The organism is Martinezella sp. CNPSo 3732 (assembly GCF_057784515.1).
On sequence record NZ_JBXSOO010000002.1, the window covers coordinates 594038 to 607029 of the forward strand.

General features: G+C 60.8%; 14 protein-coding genes. 7 read left to right on the forward strand and 7 right to left on the reverse strand.

The genetic code is table 11. The annotated features are described in order from the left end of the window. The first annotated feature begins 65 nt into the window (after positions 1–65). Genes AC13RM_RS07765 through AC13RM_RS07780 form a run of 4 tightly spaced genes read left to right on the forward strand, consistent with a single transcriptional unit; the run spans position 66 to position 3706 of the window. The gene (locus AC13RM_RS07765) at positions 66–536 is read left to right on the forward strand and encodes a MarR family winged helix-turn-helix transcriptional regulator (protein WP_374816954.1); all 471 of its coding nucleotides are present in this window, start codon (positions 66–68) and stop codon (positions 534–536) included. After that, positions 533–2605, forward strand: a complete 2073-nt coding sequence (locus tag AC13RM_RS07770; protein ID WP_374816955.1) for an FUSC family protein — start codon at positions 533–535, stop codon at positions 2603–2605. The genes AC13RM_RS07765 and AC13RM_RS07770 overlap by 4 nt, the downstream gene beginning before the upstream one ends. Positions 2606–2609: 4 nt before the next feature. Next, on the forward strand, positions 2610–2819 hold the full coding sequence (locus AC13RM_RS07775) for a DUF1656 domain-containing protein (protein WP_015339618.1): 210 nt from the start codon (positions 2610–2612) through the stop codon (positions 2817–2819). Continuing rightward, positions 2816–3706, forward strand: a complete 891-nt coding sequence (locus tag AC13RM_RS07780) for an efflux RND transporter periplasmic adaptor subunit (protein ID WP_374816956.1) — start codon at positions 2816–2818, stop codon at positions 3704–3706. The genes AC13RM_RS07775 and AC13RM_RS07780 overlap by 4 nt, the downstream gene beginning before the upstream one ends. Before the next feature lie 28 nt (positions 3707–3734). Here the strand turns inward: AC13RM_RS07780 and msrQ are convergent, their stop codons facing one another. Continuing rightward, the gene (gene msrQ, locus AC13RM_RS07785) at positions 3735–4391 is read right to left on the reverse strand and encodes a protein-methionine-sulfoxide reductase heme-binding subunit MsrQ (RefSeq protein ID WP_488554826.1); all 657 of its coding nucleotides are present in this window, start codon (positions 4389–4391) and stop codon (positions 3735–3737) included. Next, positions 4388–5338 carry a protein-methionine-sulfoxide reductase catalytic subunit MsrP gene (gene msrP / locus AC13RM_RS07790; RefSeq protein ID WP_113233700.1) on the reverse strand — a complete coding sequence of 317 codons (951 nt, stop codon included), beginning with the start codon at positions 5336–5338 and terminating at the stop codon, positions 4388–4390. Before msrP ends, msrQ begins: the two co-directional genes overlap by 4 nt. A 340-nt stretch (positions 5339–5678) precedes the next feature. Between msrP and ilvD the strand changes: the two genes are divergently transcribed. Beyond that, entirely contained in the window at positions 5679–7517 is a 1839-nt protein-coding gene (gene ilvD, locus AC13RM_RS07795) for a dihydroxy-acid dehydratase (protein WP_488554745.1), read from the forward strand. A gap of 213 nt (positions 7518–7730) precedes the next feature. Here the strand turns inward: ilvD and AC13RM_RS07800 are convergent, their stop codons facing one another. Then, a complete protein-coding gene (locus AC13RM_RS07800; protein ID WP_488554746.1) occupies positions 7731–8078 on the reverse strand; it encodes a lysozyme inhibitor LprI family protein in 348 nt (115 codons plus the stop codon). 174 nt (positions 8079–8252) lie between these two features. On the opposite strand from AC13RM_RS07800, the gene AC13RM_RS07805 reads away from it, so the two are divergent. Together AC13RM_RS07805 and AC13RM_RS07810 are read left to right on the forward strand one after the other, a co-directional pair. Beyond that, positions 8253–9656 carry a DegQ family serine endoprotease gene (locus tag AC13RM_RS07805; protein WP_488554747.1) on the forward strand — a complete coding sequence of 468 codons (1404 nt, stop codon included), beginning with the start codon at positions 8253–8255 and terminating at the stop codon, positions 9654–9656. Beyond that, positions 9653–10969, forward strand: a complete 1317-nt coding sequence (locus AC13RM_RS07810) for a replication-associated recombination protein A (RefSeq protein ID WP_112337456.1) — start codon at positions 9653–9655, stop codon at positions 10967–10969. The genes AC13RM_RS07805 and AC13RM_RS07810 overlap by 4 nt, the downstream gene beginning before the upstream one ends. A gap of 32 nt (positions 10970–11001) precedes the next feature. On the opposite strand, the gene AC13RM_RS07815 is transcribed toward AC13RM_RS07810, so the two are convergent. From AC13RM_RS07815 to dapA, 4 genes are all read right to left on the reverse strand, one after another. Further along, positions 11002–11310, reverse strand: a complete 309-nt coding sequence (locus AC13RM_RS07815; RefSeq protein ID WP_488554748.1) for a DUF1883 domain-containing protein — start codon at positions 11308–11310, stop codon at positions 11002–11004. Positions 11311–11404: 94 nt separating this feature from the next. Next, positions 11405–11674, reverse strand: coding sequence for a hypothetical protein (locus AC13RM_RS07820; RefSeq protein ID WP_488554749.1), 270 nt, complete (start codon positions 11672–11674; stop codon positions 11405–11407). Between the two features lie 32 nt (positions 11675–11706). Continuing rightward, on the reverse strand, positions 11707–11901 hold the full coding sequence (locus AC13RM_RS07825; RefSeq protein ID WP_488554750.1) for a hypothetical protein: 195 nt from the start codon (positions 11899–11901) through the stop codon (positions 11707–11709). A gap of 144 nt (positions 11902–12045) precedes the next feature. Next, positions 12046–12987 (reverse strand): 4-hydroxy-tetrahydrodipicolinate synthase, encoded by a 942-nt coding sequence (gene dapA, locus AC13RM_RS07830; protein ID WP_488554751.1) that lies wholly within the window; start codon positions 12985–12987, stop codon positions 12046–12048. Positions 12988–12992: the final 5 nt, after the last annotated feature.

Here is a 12992-nt window from a genome sequence, read left to right on the forward strand (position 1 = left end):
ATTTCATATAGCGCTTTTAGTCATAATAATTTGAATCCTAATTAGTTTAGTGCTAATAGGTTCTTATGAACTCGTCAAACGCCCTGCAACGCCTATTCACCGCCAATCTACTGACCACCGGCCGCCAATGGCGCCGGGCTGTCGATCTCGCGCTGAGTTCCCATGGTATATCCGAGGCGGTGGCCGCGCCGCTGCTTTGGATCGGCCGCTTGGGCGGAGGCGTGAGGCAGGTGGTGCTCGCCACCTATGTCGGCATCGAAGGCCCGTCTCTGGTTCGGCTGATCGATCAGCTCGAAAGCATGGATCTTGTCATCCGCAAGGATGATCCGACGGATCGGCGTGCGAAAGGCCTGTGGCTGACGCCCGAGGGCGAAAAGCTCGCGTCCCGTATGGAAGACGTGCTTGATGAGTTGCGTGGCAAGATCCTGGCCAATGTCGACCCTGCCGATATCGAAGCTGCGGTTCGCGTCCTGAAGGCTTTCGAGGAGTTTGAGGCATCCAAGGCCGTCGAACCGGAGCCGGAGAAGGTCTCATGAGCATTCCATCCTGGCGCGAGTGGTTGTTTTCCGTCAAAGCCTTCATTGCTGCGATCATGGCGCTGTTCATCGCCTTGTCGCTCGATCTGCCGCGTCCGTATTGGGCGATGGCCGCCGTTTATGTGGTCGCCAATCCTCTTGCCGGCGCAACCAGCTCCAAGGGGCTTTACCGCGCTCTCGGCACGCTTATCGGTGCCACCGCATCGGTTATCCTCATCCCGCTCTTCGTCAACGCGCCGGAACTGCTTTCGATCGTTGTCGCGCTGTGGACCGGCACCTTGCTGTTCATCTCGATGCTCGATCGCACCTCGCGCAGCTATGTCTTCATGCTGGCCGGCTATACGTTGCCGCTGATCGCGCTGCCGACCGTCGGCTCGCCCGAAACCATTTTCGATGTGGCGCTTGCCCGCTCCGAGGAGATTATTATCGGCATCGTCTGCGCGAGCGTGGTTAGCGCCGTCGTCTTTCCGAGCAGCGTCGGTACTGTCCTCGGCCAGCGCATAGGTTCCTGGCTGGATGATGCCGGCACCTGGGCCGACGAGATCCTGCGCGGCGAGGGCGCCTCGCCCGCAACTCCCCTTAAACGGCAGAAGCTCGCCGCCGACGTTTCCGGCCTGGATCTCGTCATCAGCCAGTTGCGCTATGATGCCGGCAGCCGTGACATCGTCAGGCATTCGCGCGAGCTGCGCGGCCGCTTGCTGATGCTGCTGCCGCTCTTCTCCTCACTTGCCGATCGCCTGCATGCCTTGAAGGCCGGTGGCAAGCCACTACCGCAGGAGCTGGTCGTTGTTTTGAACGAGGTGGCCGACTGGCTAGTGCAGGGTGGTCGCGGCAAGGCCGATGAGACCGCCGAGACCTTGTCGAAGAAGATCGAGGAGTTGCAAGAGAACGACCTCGATATCGGTTGGGACGATCTCGTTCGGTCGAGCGCTCTGGCTCGCCTCAAGGAAATTGTCGACTTGTGGCAGGACTGCCTGACGCTGCGCGCTCAGATCGTTTCGGGGCAGCAGGTGGGCACCTGGCGCCCCGCCTTCCGTTACCGCAATGTCGTCGGCCGCAGCAGACACTATGATTATGCCCTGCTTGCCTTCTCGGCCGGTAGCGTCATCGCCGGAATTGCCGTCGCCTGCTTCTTCTGGATCTATTCCGGCTGGGCGGATGGCGCCGGCTTCATCGCCATGGTGGCCGTTGCCTGCTCGTTTTTCGCCGCGCTCGATCGTCCCGCACCCTTCATCACCACCATGTTCATCTGGACTGCGGTGAGCCTGGTCATTGCCTGCGTCTATATCTTCGGCGTGTTGCCGTCGATTTCCGGCTTCGAGATGCTGGTGTTGGTCTTTGCGCCGCCCTTCCTGGTGATGGGGCTGCTGATTACCCGCCCGCAAACCAACATGCTCGGCATGCTGCTGGCGGTGAACGGCGCAAGTTTCATCGCGCTGCAGGATCGGTACACCGCCGATTTCGCCAGCTTCACCAACAGTGCGATCGCCGCTCTGGCCGGTGTTGGCTTCGCCTTGGTCTGGACTTTGCTCACCCGCCCATTTGGTTCCGAGCTTGCCGCCTGGCGGTTGGTCCGGGCCGGCTGGAGAGATCTGGCCGAAACTGCCGCCGGTATCCGCCGCGCCGATCATGAACGCCTCTCAGGCCGCATCCTCGATCGCCTGGGCCAGCTCGTGCCCCGCCTTGCAGGCATCGAAGACCGCGAACTGAAAAAGGTCGACGGTTATGCAGATGTCCGTCTCGGCTTCAACGTGTTGATGCTTCAAAAAGAGCGTGGCCAACTGAAACCGGCTGCCGCTGCCTCGGTCAGCGAAGTGCTGATCGGCGTGTCGGATTTCTATCGTTCGCGGCTGAAGGCAAAACGGGCCGTGGATCCGGCCGACGAACTGCGCGTGTCGATCGACCATAGCCTCGAAGCTGTCGCGCAGGAAAAGCGAGATTCCGCTCGGGCGAGCCTTGATGCGCTCGTCGGTCTTCGCCGGGCGCTCTTCCCGCATGCCGAGCCGCCGGCGAGCTGGCGGCCACCGCTATCCGATACAACCCAACCTCTTCCCATTGCCGCCGAGTAATAACATGCCCGCAGAATTCGATCTTTATGGCGTCTATATCCCGCGCCTTCTCGTCCTCATGCTCCTGACGCTGTTTGTCGTCATCATCCTTCGACGCCTGCTCGCATGGATCGGCGTCTACACTCTGGTCTGGCATCGCGGTCTCTTCGATCTCGCGCTTTACGTCCTGCTGCTCGGCGCCGTCTCCTCAGTCTCTCGTTGGTACTTCACATGAACGCGTTAAAACTCATCGGCCGTGTGGCCGTTACACTCATTTTCGTTGTTGCCGCCGTCTATGTCGGCCGTCACCTCTGGGGCCATTACATGGATGAACCGTGGACGCGCGATGCGCGCCTCAGGGCCGATGTCGTCGGCATCGCGCCTGACGTCTCCGGCCTGGTGAGCGAGGTCCTCGTCAAGGACAATCAGGCCGTCAAGAAGGGCGATGTCCTCTTCCGCGTCGATCGCGATCGATTCGCCATCGCTCTCGAACAGGCGGATGCAGCGCTTGCCAGCAGCAAGGCAGCTCTTGAGCAGGCTCAGCGTGAAAGCGCGCGGCAGGCGCGCCTCGGCGATGCCGCCTCCCTGCAGCAGAAGGAGCAGGCGCTGACCACCGTGCAGCAGGATGAAGCCGCCGTTCGTCAGGCGATAGCCAATCGCGAACTCGCCCAGCTCAATCTCGACCGCTCCGAGGTCCGCGCCACCGTCAACGGCACGATCTCGAACCTCAGCCTGCGTCCGGGTGATTATGTCTCTGCCGGCACCGCCAAGGTGGCGCTGATAGATAGCGATTCCCTGCGCGTCGAAGGCTATTTCGAGGAAACCAAGCTGCCGCGTATCCAGATCGGCGATGAGGTCTATATCCACCTGATGGGCCAGGCCGAGAAGCTGACCGGCCATGTCGAGAGCATCGCCTATGGCATCGAGGACCGCGAGCGAACCTCCGGCAGCCTGCTTGCCAACATCACTCCGACCTTCAGCTGGGTGCGACTGGCGCAGCGCGTGCCGGTGCGCATCGCGCTCGACAAGGTTCCCGATGGCACGAAGCTGATCGCCGGCCTGACGGCAACCGTCGAGGTGCAGGAGCAGGGCCAGGCAAAAATCGCCAGCGCTGCGGAATGATTTTCGCTTAAAGGCAGGGCGGCCGCCTTCAGGCCGCTCTGGAACTCGATGCGGCAGCCGGTTTACGCGCCGCTCGGCGTCTTTCCATCATGATCGGCCGGTAGGATCTGTAGAGGATCATCGCGATCAGCAAGCCGATATAGATGAACTGCTCCACCGACAGCACCTTGGTCGATAGCGCAAAGTGCAGAGCACCGCAGGCGGCGATGATATAGACGAGGCGATGTAGCCAGATCCATTTCTTGCCGAGCCGTTTGATCGAGAAATTGTTCGAGGTCACAGCCAGCGCCAGCAGCATGACGAGCCCCGCCATGCCGAACATGATGAAGGGTCGCTTCAGGACATCGTCAACGACGGCCTGCACGTCTAGCGCCTGGTCGAGAACCATATAGACCGTCAGATGCATCAGCGCGTAATAGAAGCAAAGCAGGCCGAGCGCGCGGCGATAGCGCAGATAGTTCCAGCCGAAGAGATCACGAAGCGGCGTGACAGCAAGCGTCAAAAGCAGGAGGCGGATCGCCCATAGCCCAAGGAAGAGCTCGAAGGTCTTCACTGCGTCGGCGCCGAGCTGATCCGTCGCCCCGAGATAGAATTCCCAGGCGGCCGGCAAAAGCCCGACGACGTAGAGCGCCCATACGGAGGCGGATTGCCAGCGCTTGGGCAGGGCGAAAGAGAGGGCCATCAGAAATTCACCCTGAGATCCATGCCGCTATAGAGGCTGGCGACCTGATCGGCATAGCCGTTGAAGGGCAGGGTGGGATGCCGATTGGAGCCGAAGAAGCCGCCTTCACCGATACGCCGTTCCGTCGCCTGGCTCCAGCGCGGATGATCGACGGCCGGATTGACGTTGGCATAGAAGCCGTATTCCTGGCTGTTCGTCGCCTGCCAGGTATTCACCGGCTGCTTGTCGGTGAGCGTGATGCGGACGATCGACTTGATGCCCTTGAAGCCATATTTCCACGGCACGACGAGCCGGATCGGCGCGCCGTTCTGGTTCGGGAGGGTTTCACCATAAAGGCCGACGGCAAGCAGCGTCAGCGGATTGCGCGCCTCATCCAGGCGCAGGCCCTCGACATAGGGCCAGTTCAGCGATTGCAGCAGGCCCGACTGCCCTGGCATTTCTTCCGGCCGCACCACGGTCTCGAAGGCAACATATTTGGCGCTGCCCTGCGGCTCCACCTTGTCGAGCAGGGCAGAGAGCTGGAAACCATCCCATGGAATGACCATCGACCAGGCTTCGACGCAGCGCATGCGATAGACCCGCTCTTCGGGCGGAAACTCCTTGATCAGCGCATCGACATCGAACGTGCCGGGCTTGTTGACCATGCCGTCGACCTTGATTGTCCAGGGACGTGGCTTGAACTTGCCCGACAGGCTGGCCGGATCAGCCTTGTCGAGGCCGAATTCGTAGAAATTATTGTAGGTGGTGACGTCCTTGATCGGCGTCAGCTTCTCATTGACCGTATAATTGCTCTTGGTCGCCGTCAGCGCCTCGGCCAGCGCCGCCTTGCCTCCGATAGCCGCCATGCCGACGCCGGCCGCTGCGGCCGTCAGGAACTCGCGACGCTTCAGATAGACCGAGCGGGGCGTGATCTCGGAGGATGTGATTTTCGGTGGGCGGAAGGAGGCCATGGAGCAATTCCTCTATGCGGTAACAGCTTCGATATGAGCGATACGCAACGGACACAGGTTTTGTTACACTCTTAGGCAGGCATTTCTTTGGAAGTGAAAGCAACTTTTTGTGTGCGCTTGCGATCGGGCCGTTTCGTTCCCAACTTTGGTCGAGCGACTTGTTTGGCCGGACGCAGCCCCTTGCCCGGCAGCGTACCGGATTCGCTTGAGTTGATAGTGACAGTACGGCACGATTGGATTAGGACAATTCCAAAAAGCGGAGTTGCCGGCGCCCCCTTCGGCCCAAAACCCTTGGCCCCTGCCGACGCCGCACAATTTCCAGGATGACGAGGAAGACACCATGCCAGCTTATCGTTCCAGAACAACCACCCACGGCCGCAACATGGCCGGTGCGCGCGGCCTTTGGCGCGCGACGGGTATGAAGGACAGCGATTTCGGCAAGCCAATTATTGCGGTGGTCAATTCCTTCACCCAGTTCGTGCCCGGCCACGTTCACCTTAAGGATCTCGGCCAGCTCGTCGCGCGCGAAATCGAGGCGGCAGGCGGCGTTGCCAAGGAATTCAACACCATCGCCGTCGACGACGGCATCGCCATGGGCCATGACGGCATGCTTTATTCGCTGCCCTCGCGCGAGCTGATCGCCGACAGCGTCGAATACATGGTCAACGCCCATTGCGCCGACGCCATGGTCTGCATCTCCAACTGCGACAAGATCACCCCCGGCATGCTGATGGCCTCGCTGCGCCTGAACATTCCAACTGTTTTCGTGTCCGGCGGTCCGATGGAGGCCGGCAAGGTCGTCCTACACGGCAAGAAGCATGCGCTCGATCTCGTCGACGCCATGGTTGCCGCCGCCGACGACAAGATCAGCGATGAGGATGTCCAGGTCATCGAACGCTCCGCCTGTCCGACCTGCGGCTCGTGCTCGGGCATGTTCACGGCCAATTCCATGAACTGCCTGACCGAAGCGCTCGGCCTGTCGCTGCCGGGCAACGGCTCGACGCTTGCCACCCACGCCGACCGCAAGCGCCTCTTCGTCGAAGCCGGCCACCTGATCGTCGATCTTGCCCGCCGCTATTACGAGCAGGAGGATGCGTCGATCCTGCCGCGTTCGGTCGCTTCCAAACAGGCTTTCGAGAACGCCATGGCGCTCGATATCGCCATGGGTGGCTCCACCAACACGGTTCTGCATATTCTTGCCGCCGCGCATGAAGGTGAAGTCGATTTCACCATGGCCGACATCGACGCGTTGTCGCGCCGCGTCCCGTGCCTCTCCAAGGTTGCGCCCGCCAAGAGCGACGTTCACATGGAAGACGTGCATCGCGCCGGCGGCATCATGTCGATTCTCGGTGAGCTCGATAAGGGCGGCCTCATCAACCGTGATTGCCCGACGGTTCACGCCGAAACTCTCGGCGACGCCATCGACCGTTGGGACATCACCCGCACCAACAGCGAAAGCGTACGCGAATTCTTCCGCGCGGCTCCGGGCGGCGTTCCGACGCAGGTCGCCTTCAGCCAGAGCTCCCGCTGGGATGAACTCGATACCGACCGCGAGAAGGGCGTCATTCGCTCCGTCGAGCATCCCTTCTCCAAGGATGGCGGTCTGGCTGTCCTCAAGGGCAATCTCGCGCTCGATGGCTGCATCGTGAAGACCGCCGGCGTCGATGAATCGATCCTGAAATTCTCCGGCCCCGCTAGGGTCTTCGAAAGCCAGGATGCATCTGTCAAGGCTATCCTCAGCAACGAGATCAAGGCCGGCGACGTCGTCGTCATCCGCTACGAAGGCCCGAAGGGCGGTCCCGGCATGCAGGAAATGCTCTATCCGACGAGCTACCTGAAGTCGAAGGGTCTCGGCAAGGCCTGCGCGCTCATTACCGACGGTCGCTTCTCCGGCGGCACCTCGGGCCTCTCGATCGGCCACGTTTCGCCCGAAGCAGCTAATGGCGGCACGATCGGTCTGGTGCGCGAAGGCGACATGATCGATATCGACATCCCGAACCGCACCATCAGCCTGCGCGTCGACGACAATGAGCTTGCCGCTCGCCGCGAAGCTCAGAATGCTAGGGGTTGGCACCCGGCTGAACCGCGCAAGCGCAATGTGACCACGGCGCTCAAGGCCTATGCCGCCTTCGCCACGAGCGCGGACCGCGGTGCTGTTCGCGATCTGGGTGGAAAGTAACCAAGCCCCTTCGCCCTGCGCAGCGGGGAGAAGGTGGACTCGAACGGTCGAGCATAGCTCGACCGCGAGAGGACGGATGAGGGGCTTTCGAGCTTTATCGCAGCGGCGGAGCTTATCTGTCCCTGCGTTTACCCCTCACCCTAACCCTCTCCCCGCAGGCGGGGAGAGGGGACATCTCCGGTGAAAGCCTTCAAGCCAACGCAAAACGCGCTCCTATAGCGGGCGATTGATCTGCTTGTAGGCGTCATTCAGTTCTTTCTGACGCTCCTGGTAGGACGAGGTAAGGCAGGCGATATCGGCACCGCAAGCCTGCCGTTTCTTTAGCCACTCCGTCTGCTGGTCCTGCATCGTGCCACGCGCACCCATGGCAAGCAGCCCCGAAAGCAGATCGAAGGTCGTCACCATTCTCACGTCGGCATCGTTGAGAGCCCTCACATCGCAGATCGTCTTCTCGTCCGGCTTCAGGTTCTGCGCATCGCAATCGAAGCTGGCGGCCTGGGAAGTGCCGGCCATTCCCAGCGAGACGAGGAGGGTGGCAGCGGCAAGATGGATCGATCGCATATGTGGCTCCCTTTGACGATTCCCAACGCGAAATGCATGACAGCATGTTTTTGTTCAGCGAGCCTGTTTTTTATCGTCGCCGACTTCCATTTATGCTTCATGGTTCCGCCCTCTTTTCTTTCTAGCGTCGGGCGCTACAACGTTGTTTAAAGAGCATTAAAAAGGGAAATTTCCATGCATGTCCTTCTGAAGCGCACTGCCGTTTCGATGATTGCCCTCGTCATGGCGATGCCGCTTTCCGCTGAGGCTCAAACGGCAAAGACGCTGCCGCAAAGCCAGACGCAGATGCAGCTTTCCTTTGCTCCGCTGGTCAAGCAGACCTCCGGCGCCGTGGTGAATGTCTATGCCGAGCGTGTGGTGCAGCGTCAGTCGCCGTTTGCCGGCGATCCCTTCTTCGAGCAGTTTTTCGGCCAGCGCATGCCGAATCGCACCGAGAAGCAATCGTCGCTGGGTTCCGGCGTGATCGTGGAGGCGAATGGCACCGTCATCACCAACAACCACGTCGTCGACGGCGCTGACGACATCAAGATCGCGCTTTCGGACGGCCGCGAATTTCCCTGCAAGGTCGTTCTGAAAGACGATCGCGTCGATCTCGCCGTCTTGAAGATCCAGTCGAAGAACGAGACTTTCCCGGTTCTGCCGCTCGGCAATTCCGATGGCATCGAAGTGGGCGATCTCGTGCTCGCGATCGGCAATCCCTTCGGTGTGGGACAGACGGTGACGAGCGGTATCGTCTCGGCGCTTGCCCGCAACCAGGTCAAGAACGAGGTTGGTTTCTTCATTCAGACCGATGCCTCGATCAACCCTGGCAATTCCGGCGGCGCGCTCGTCAACATGACCGGCGAGCTGATCGGGCTGAATACGGCGATCTTCTCTCAGGGCGGCGGCTCCAACGGTATCGGCTTTGCGATCCCCGCCAATCTGGTCAAGGTCTTCCTCGCCGCTGCCGATCGCGGCGACAAGGCGTTCGAGCGCCCCTATATCGGCGCGACTTTCGAGCCGGTGACATCGGACGTCGCCGAAGCGCTCGGGCTGGACAAGGTGCGCGGTGCGCTTGTCACCAAGGTGGTCGATGGCGGGCCTGCAGCCAAGGCCGGCCTCAAGCCCGGGGAGGTGATTACAGCCTTGAACAACATTTCTATCGAACATCCCGATGCGCTCGGTTATCGCCTGACAACGGCTGGTCTCGGCGCGACGGTGGCATTGACCGTGCTCGACAATGGCAAGGAACATCAGGCCACGATGACGCTGGCCGCAGCGCCCGAATCGACACCGCGCGACGAGCGGGTGATCGACGGTAACAATCCTTTCTCCGGCGCGACCGTTGCCAATCTCTCGCCGCGCGTCGCCGATGATCTGCATATGCCGCCGGATTCCACGGGCGTCGTCATCGAAAGCCTGAAGCAGAACTCGCCGGCCGACCGGCTTGGATTTGCCGCCCGCGATATCGTCATCTCCATCAATGGTGTTGCGATCAACACCACGGAAATCCTTCAGAAGGCCGTCACCTCCAACCCAAGCTTCTGGCGCGTCGAGATCGAGCGTGACGGCCAGCGTATCCGGCAGTTCTTCCGATGAGTGATGACCTGTTTGCACCACGGATACCGGAGGAGGTCGCCAACAAGCGGCCTCTCGCCGATCGTCTGCGGCCGCAAACATTGGCTGAAGTCACCGGTCAGGAACATCTGACCGGCGAGGATGGTGTATTGCGCCGGATGATCGAGGCGGGTTCGCTTGGATCGATGATCTTTTGGGGGCCGCCAGGCACCGGCAAGACGACCGTTGCAAGGCTACTTTCGGGCGAGGCGGGCCTCGCCTTCGAACAGATTTCGGCGATCTTTTCCGGTGTTGCCGATCTGAAAAAGGTCTTCGAGGCGGCGCGGTTGCGCCGCATGGATGGCCGCCAGACCCTGCTGTTCGTCGACGAGATCCATCGCTTCAATCGCGCCCAGCAGGATAGCTTCCTGCCAGTCATGGAAGACGGCACCGTCATCCTAGTGGGCGCAACCACGGAAAATCCATCCTTCGAACTCAACGCTGCTCTTCTGTCCCGTGCTCGCGTCCTGACCTTCCATTCGCATGACGAGGAAAGCTTGGAAGAGCTGCTGCGCCGCGCCGAGACGGTGGAGGGCAAGCCGCTGCCGCTGACGGAGGATGCCCGCGCCAGCCTGATCCGCATGGCCGATGGCGATGGCCGTTCGGTGCTGACGCTGGCGGAAGAGGTCTGGCGTGCCGCGCGCAAGGACGAGCTTTTCGATCCCGATATGCTGGTCAAGATCGTCCAGCGCCGCGCTCCGGTCTATGACAAGGCGCAGGATGGGCATTACAATCTGATCTCGGCCCTGCACAAGTCGGTTCGTGGCTCCGACCCGGACGCCGCGCTCTATTATCTTGCCCGCATGTTCGATGCCGGCGAGGATCCGCTCTATCTCGGGCGCCGGCTGGTGCGCATGGCGGTGGAGGATATCGGCCTTGCCGATCCGCAGGCCCTGGTTATCTGCAATGCTGCCAAGGACGCCTATGATTATCTCGGGTCGCCTGAGGGTGAATTGGCGTTGGCACAGGCCTGCGTCTACCTCGCCACCGCGCCGAAATCCAACGCCGTCTACACGGCTTTCAAGGCGGCGACCCAGGCGGCCAAGCAGAATGGCTCGCTGCTGCCGCCCAAACATATCCTCAATGCGCCCACGAAGCTGATGCGCACCGAGGGATATGGCGACGGCTATCGTTACGATCATGACGAACCGGATGCTTTTTCAGGGCAGAATTACTTTCCGGAGAAGATGGGTCGCCAAACCTTCTACGATCCGCCGGAGCGTGGTTTCGAGCGGGAAATCCGCAAGCGGCTGGATTGGTGGGCGAAGCTGCGCAAGGAGCGTGGCGAGCGCTAGTCCATATATCACCAGGCGGTGACGGATTGCCGCTATGCTTTTTGCATGCGTGGAACGGTTACCCTGTCCACCATTTTGACGTTCGATTCCGCCAGGCTCTTATGGCCTTCCATATCGACCACCAGATGCCAATGACCGGCTTCCGGAATGACCAGCCGTATCGGCGATTTCTTGGCAACGCCGCCGAGAAACTGATGCTTCAGCGTTTCGGTGAAGCGCTCGAAATTCGAGCCGTTCATTAGCCTGACATTGGCAATGGCCGAAAGGGTGATTTCGATCACCGTTCCGGCGCGCTGTTCCCCGAGATCGTAGTGGCTGTAGCGGAAGGCAGGCTTCGACATTGTCTTCTGTTCTATGGATATCTGGCGAAAGCTTACCTTGGGGCGGTTAAGGAAGCGTTCGGCGGGATAGTGTCGAAGCCCGCTAAGGTCAAGTTCAGTGCAGGTTTGACGATACGGAGGCAAAGCCGTCGAGGTCGAGGATGGCGCCTTCGGGTGCCAGGCAGATGTCGGCCGGATTGTGGTTGCATTCTTCAGCAGCGAAGTGCAGGGCGGCTGTCTCGTTGCGGAATAGGCCGCCAACGAGGCCTTGCCGGTCCTGAACGATCCAGCTGCCGCGGCGGTCACGGCCGATGATGAAGCGGGCCGGAGCCGGCGAAATCGGGCTGTGAGCCGAACGGCGCTGAAGATGCTGTGTGCTTGCCATTGTTATTTCCTCTTGGATCTCTTCGATTTCGCTCAGTGTCCGGTCAGATGCAGCGCCATTTGCAGGGCGGCGGCGATCAGGAGGACAAGTCCGAGGCGCGGAGCGACGGAACGAAGCCCGTTCAGCAATGCGTCCGAGGAGAAGGGCCGCTCGTTGCGCGCAAACGCGGCGGCACGAGATCGTTGGAGAGGGTCGGCGGATAGGCCGACATGCCTGTAGCGTGACATCATAGTTCCTTTCAGTGTCACCGGCACCGCTGGTCCGATAAGACCATTTCCGGTGCTACGCTGTTGAATCTATGGGGGAGCCGCTAGGTTTTCCATTTGCCTGAAACAGCAAAAATATAAAAATCTCATAGAGATGGAGCGATTTCACAATCCCGGGCGATAGGCATGGCGCGAGGCAAACCGGCCGCTGCCGTCGAGTTGAAACGGGGTGATTGCCGCCTGGATGGCCGCAGCCGTCGCGGTGCCGACGCCAACCAATGGCAGGCGAACCTCCGCCTCGATATCTCTAACTAGTGACAGGGTATGCTTGACCGTCGCCGGCTCGCTTTCGCGGGCGAGCGCGCTGAACAATGGCTGCAACCGTTCATCGATGGATTGTGCCGCGCCGACATTGCCGCAGGCGGCCGAATGCTGCATCGATTGAAAGAGCCGCGGAACGATATTGGCAGCTCCCGAGAAGCAGCCATGACCGCCCGCGGCCGTAAAGCCGAGTGCACTGGCGTCATTCGAGGTAAACAGGCCGAACCGCTCCGGCAAAAGAGGTCGCCAGAGATCGACGCGCGAGATATCGCAGCCGCCGTCCGCAATCCCGATAATCCCTCGAATTTCGGCAAGCCGCGCGACCGTTGCCGGAGCGAGATCGATCGCGGTGTGCGATGGCTGATTGTGGACGATGATGGGCAGCTCGGTCTGCGCCGCTAGCTGCTCGAAATGGTGGATGATCCCCTTTTGAGTCGGTTTGGAGTAATAAGGAACCGTCACGAAGGCTGCATCAGCGCCAAGGCGCTGTGCTTGTATCGTTTCCTCTAAGGTCGTTGCCGTGTCGTTGGTTCCGGTCGCGACGATGACAGGCACCTTGTCTTCCGAAAGCTCGATGCAGATTTCGATGGCGCGAATGCGCTCGGCCTCGGTCAGCGTCGGGCCTTCGCCAATCAGCGAACAGACGAGAAGCCCATCGGTGCCGCTTAGCAGCTGCCACTCGATATGGGCCATCATGTCGACGCCATCGAGAACGCCGTCGCGAAAAGGTGTGACAAGGGCGGTGATCGCACCGCCGATGCGCCTTCGAAAAGTCGGTCTACTCATGTCTG

Excerpts from the sequence above, each read along its gene's own strand:
- AC13RM_RS07765 (WP_374816954.1), top strand. The coding sequence starts at position 66 with ATGAACTCGTCAAACGCCCTGCAACGCCTATTCACCGCCAATCTACTG.
- AC13RM_RS07770 (WP_374816955.1), top strand. The coding sequence starts at position 533 with ATGAGCATTCCATCCTGGCGCGAGTGGTTGTTTTCCGTCAAAGCCTTC.
- AC13RM_RS07775 (WP_015339618.1), top strand. The coding sequence starts at position 2,610 with ATGCCCGCAGAATTCGATCTTTATGGCGTCTATATCCCGCGCCTTCTC.
- AC13RM_RS07780 (WP_374816956.1), top strand. The coding sequence starts at position 2,816 with ATGAACGCGTTAAAACTCATCGGCCGTGTGGCCGTTACACTCATTTTC.
- msrP (WP_113233700.1), bottom strand. The coding sequence starts at position 5,338 with ATGGCCTCCTTCCGCCCACCGAAAATCACATCCTCCGAGATCACGCCC.
- ilvD (WP_488554745.1), top strand. The coding sequence starts at position 5,679 with ATGCCAGCTTATCGTTCCAGAACAACCACCCACGGCCGCAACATGGCC.
- AC13RM_RS07800 (WP_488554746.1), bottom strand. The coding sequence starts at position 8,078 with ATGCGATCGATCCATCTTGCCGCTGCCACCCTCCTCGTCTCGCTGGGA.
- AC13RM_RS07805 (WP_488554747.1), top strand. The coding sequence starts at position 8,253 with ATGCATGTCCTTCTGAAGCGCACTGCCGTTTCGATGATTGCCCTCGTC.
- AC13RM_RS07810 (WP_112337456.1), top strand. The coding sequence starts at position 9,653 with ATGAGTGATGACCTGTTTGCACCACGGATACCGGAGGAGGTCGCCAAC.
- AC13RM_RS07815 (WP_488554748.1), bottom strand. The coding sequence starts at position 11,310 with ATGTCGAAGCCTGCCTTCCGCTACAGCCACTACGATCTCGGGGAACAG.
- AC13RM_RS07820 (WP_488554749.1), bottom strand. The coding sequence starts at position 11,674 with ATGGCAAGCACACAGCATCTTCAGCGCCGTTCGGCTCACAGCCCGATT.
- AC13RM_RS07825 (WP_488554750.1), bottom strand. The coding sequence starts at position 11,901 with ATGTCACGCTACAGGCATGTCGGCCTATCCGCCGACCCTCTCCAACGA.
- dapA (WP_488554751.1), bottom strand. The coding sequence starts at position 12,987 with ATGAGTAGACCGACTTTTCGAAGGCGCATCGGCGGTGCGATCACCGCC.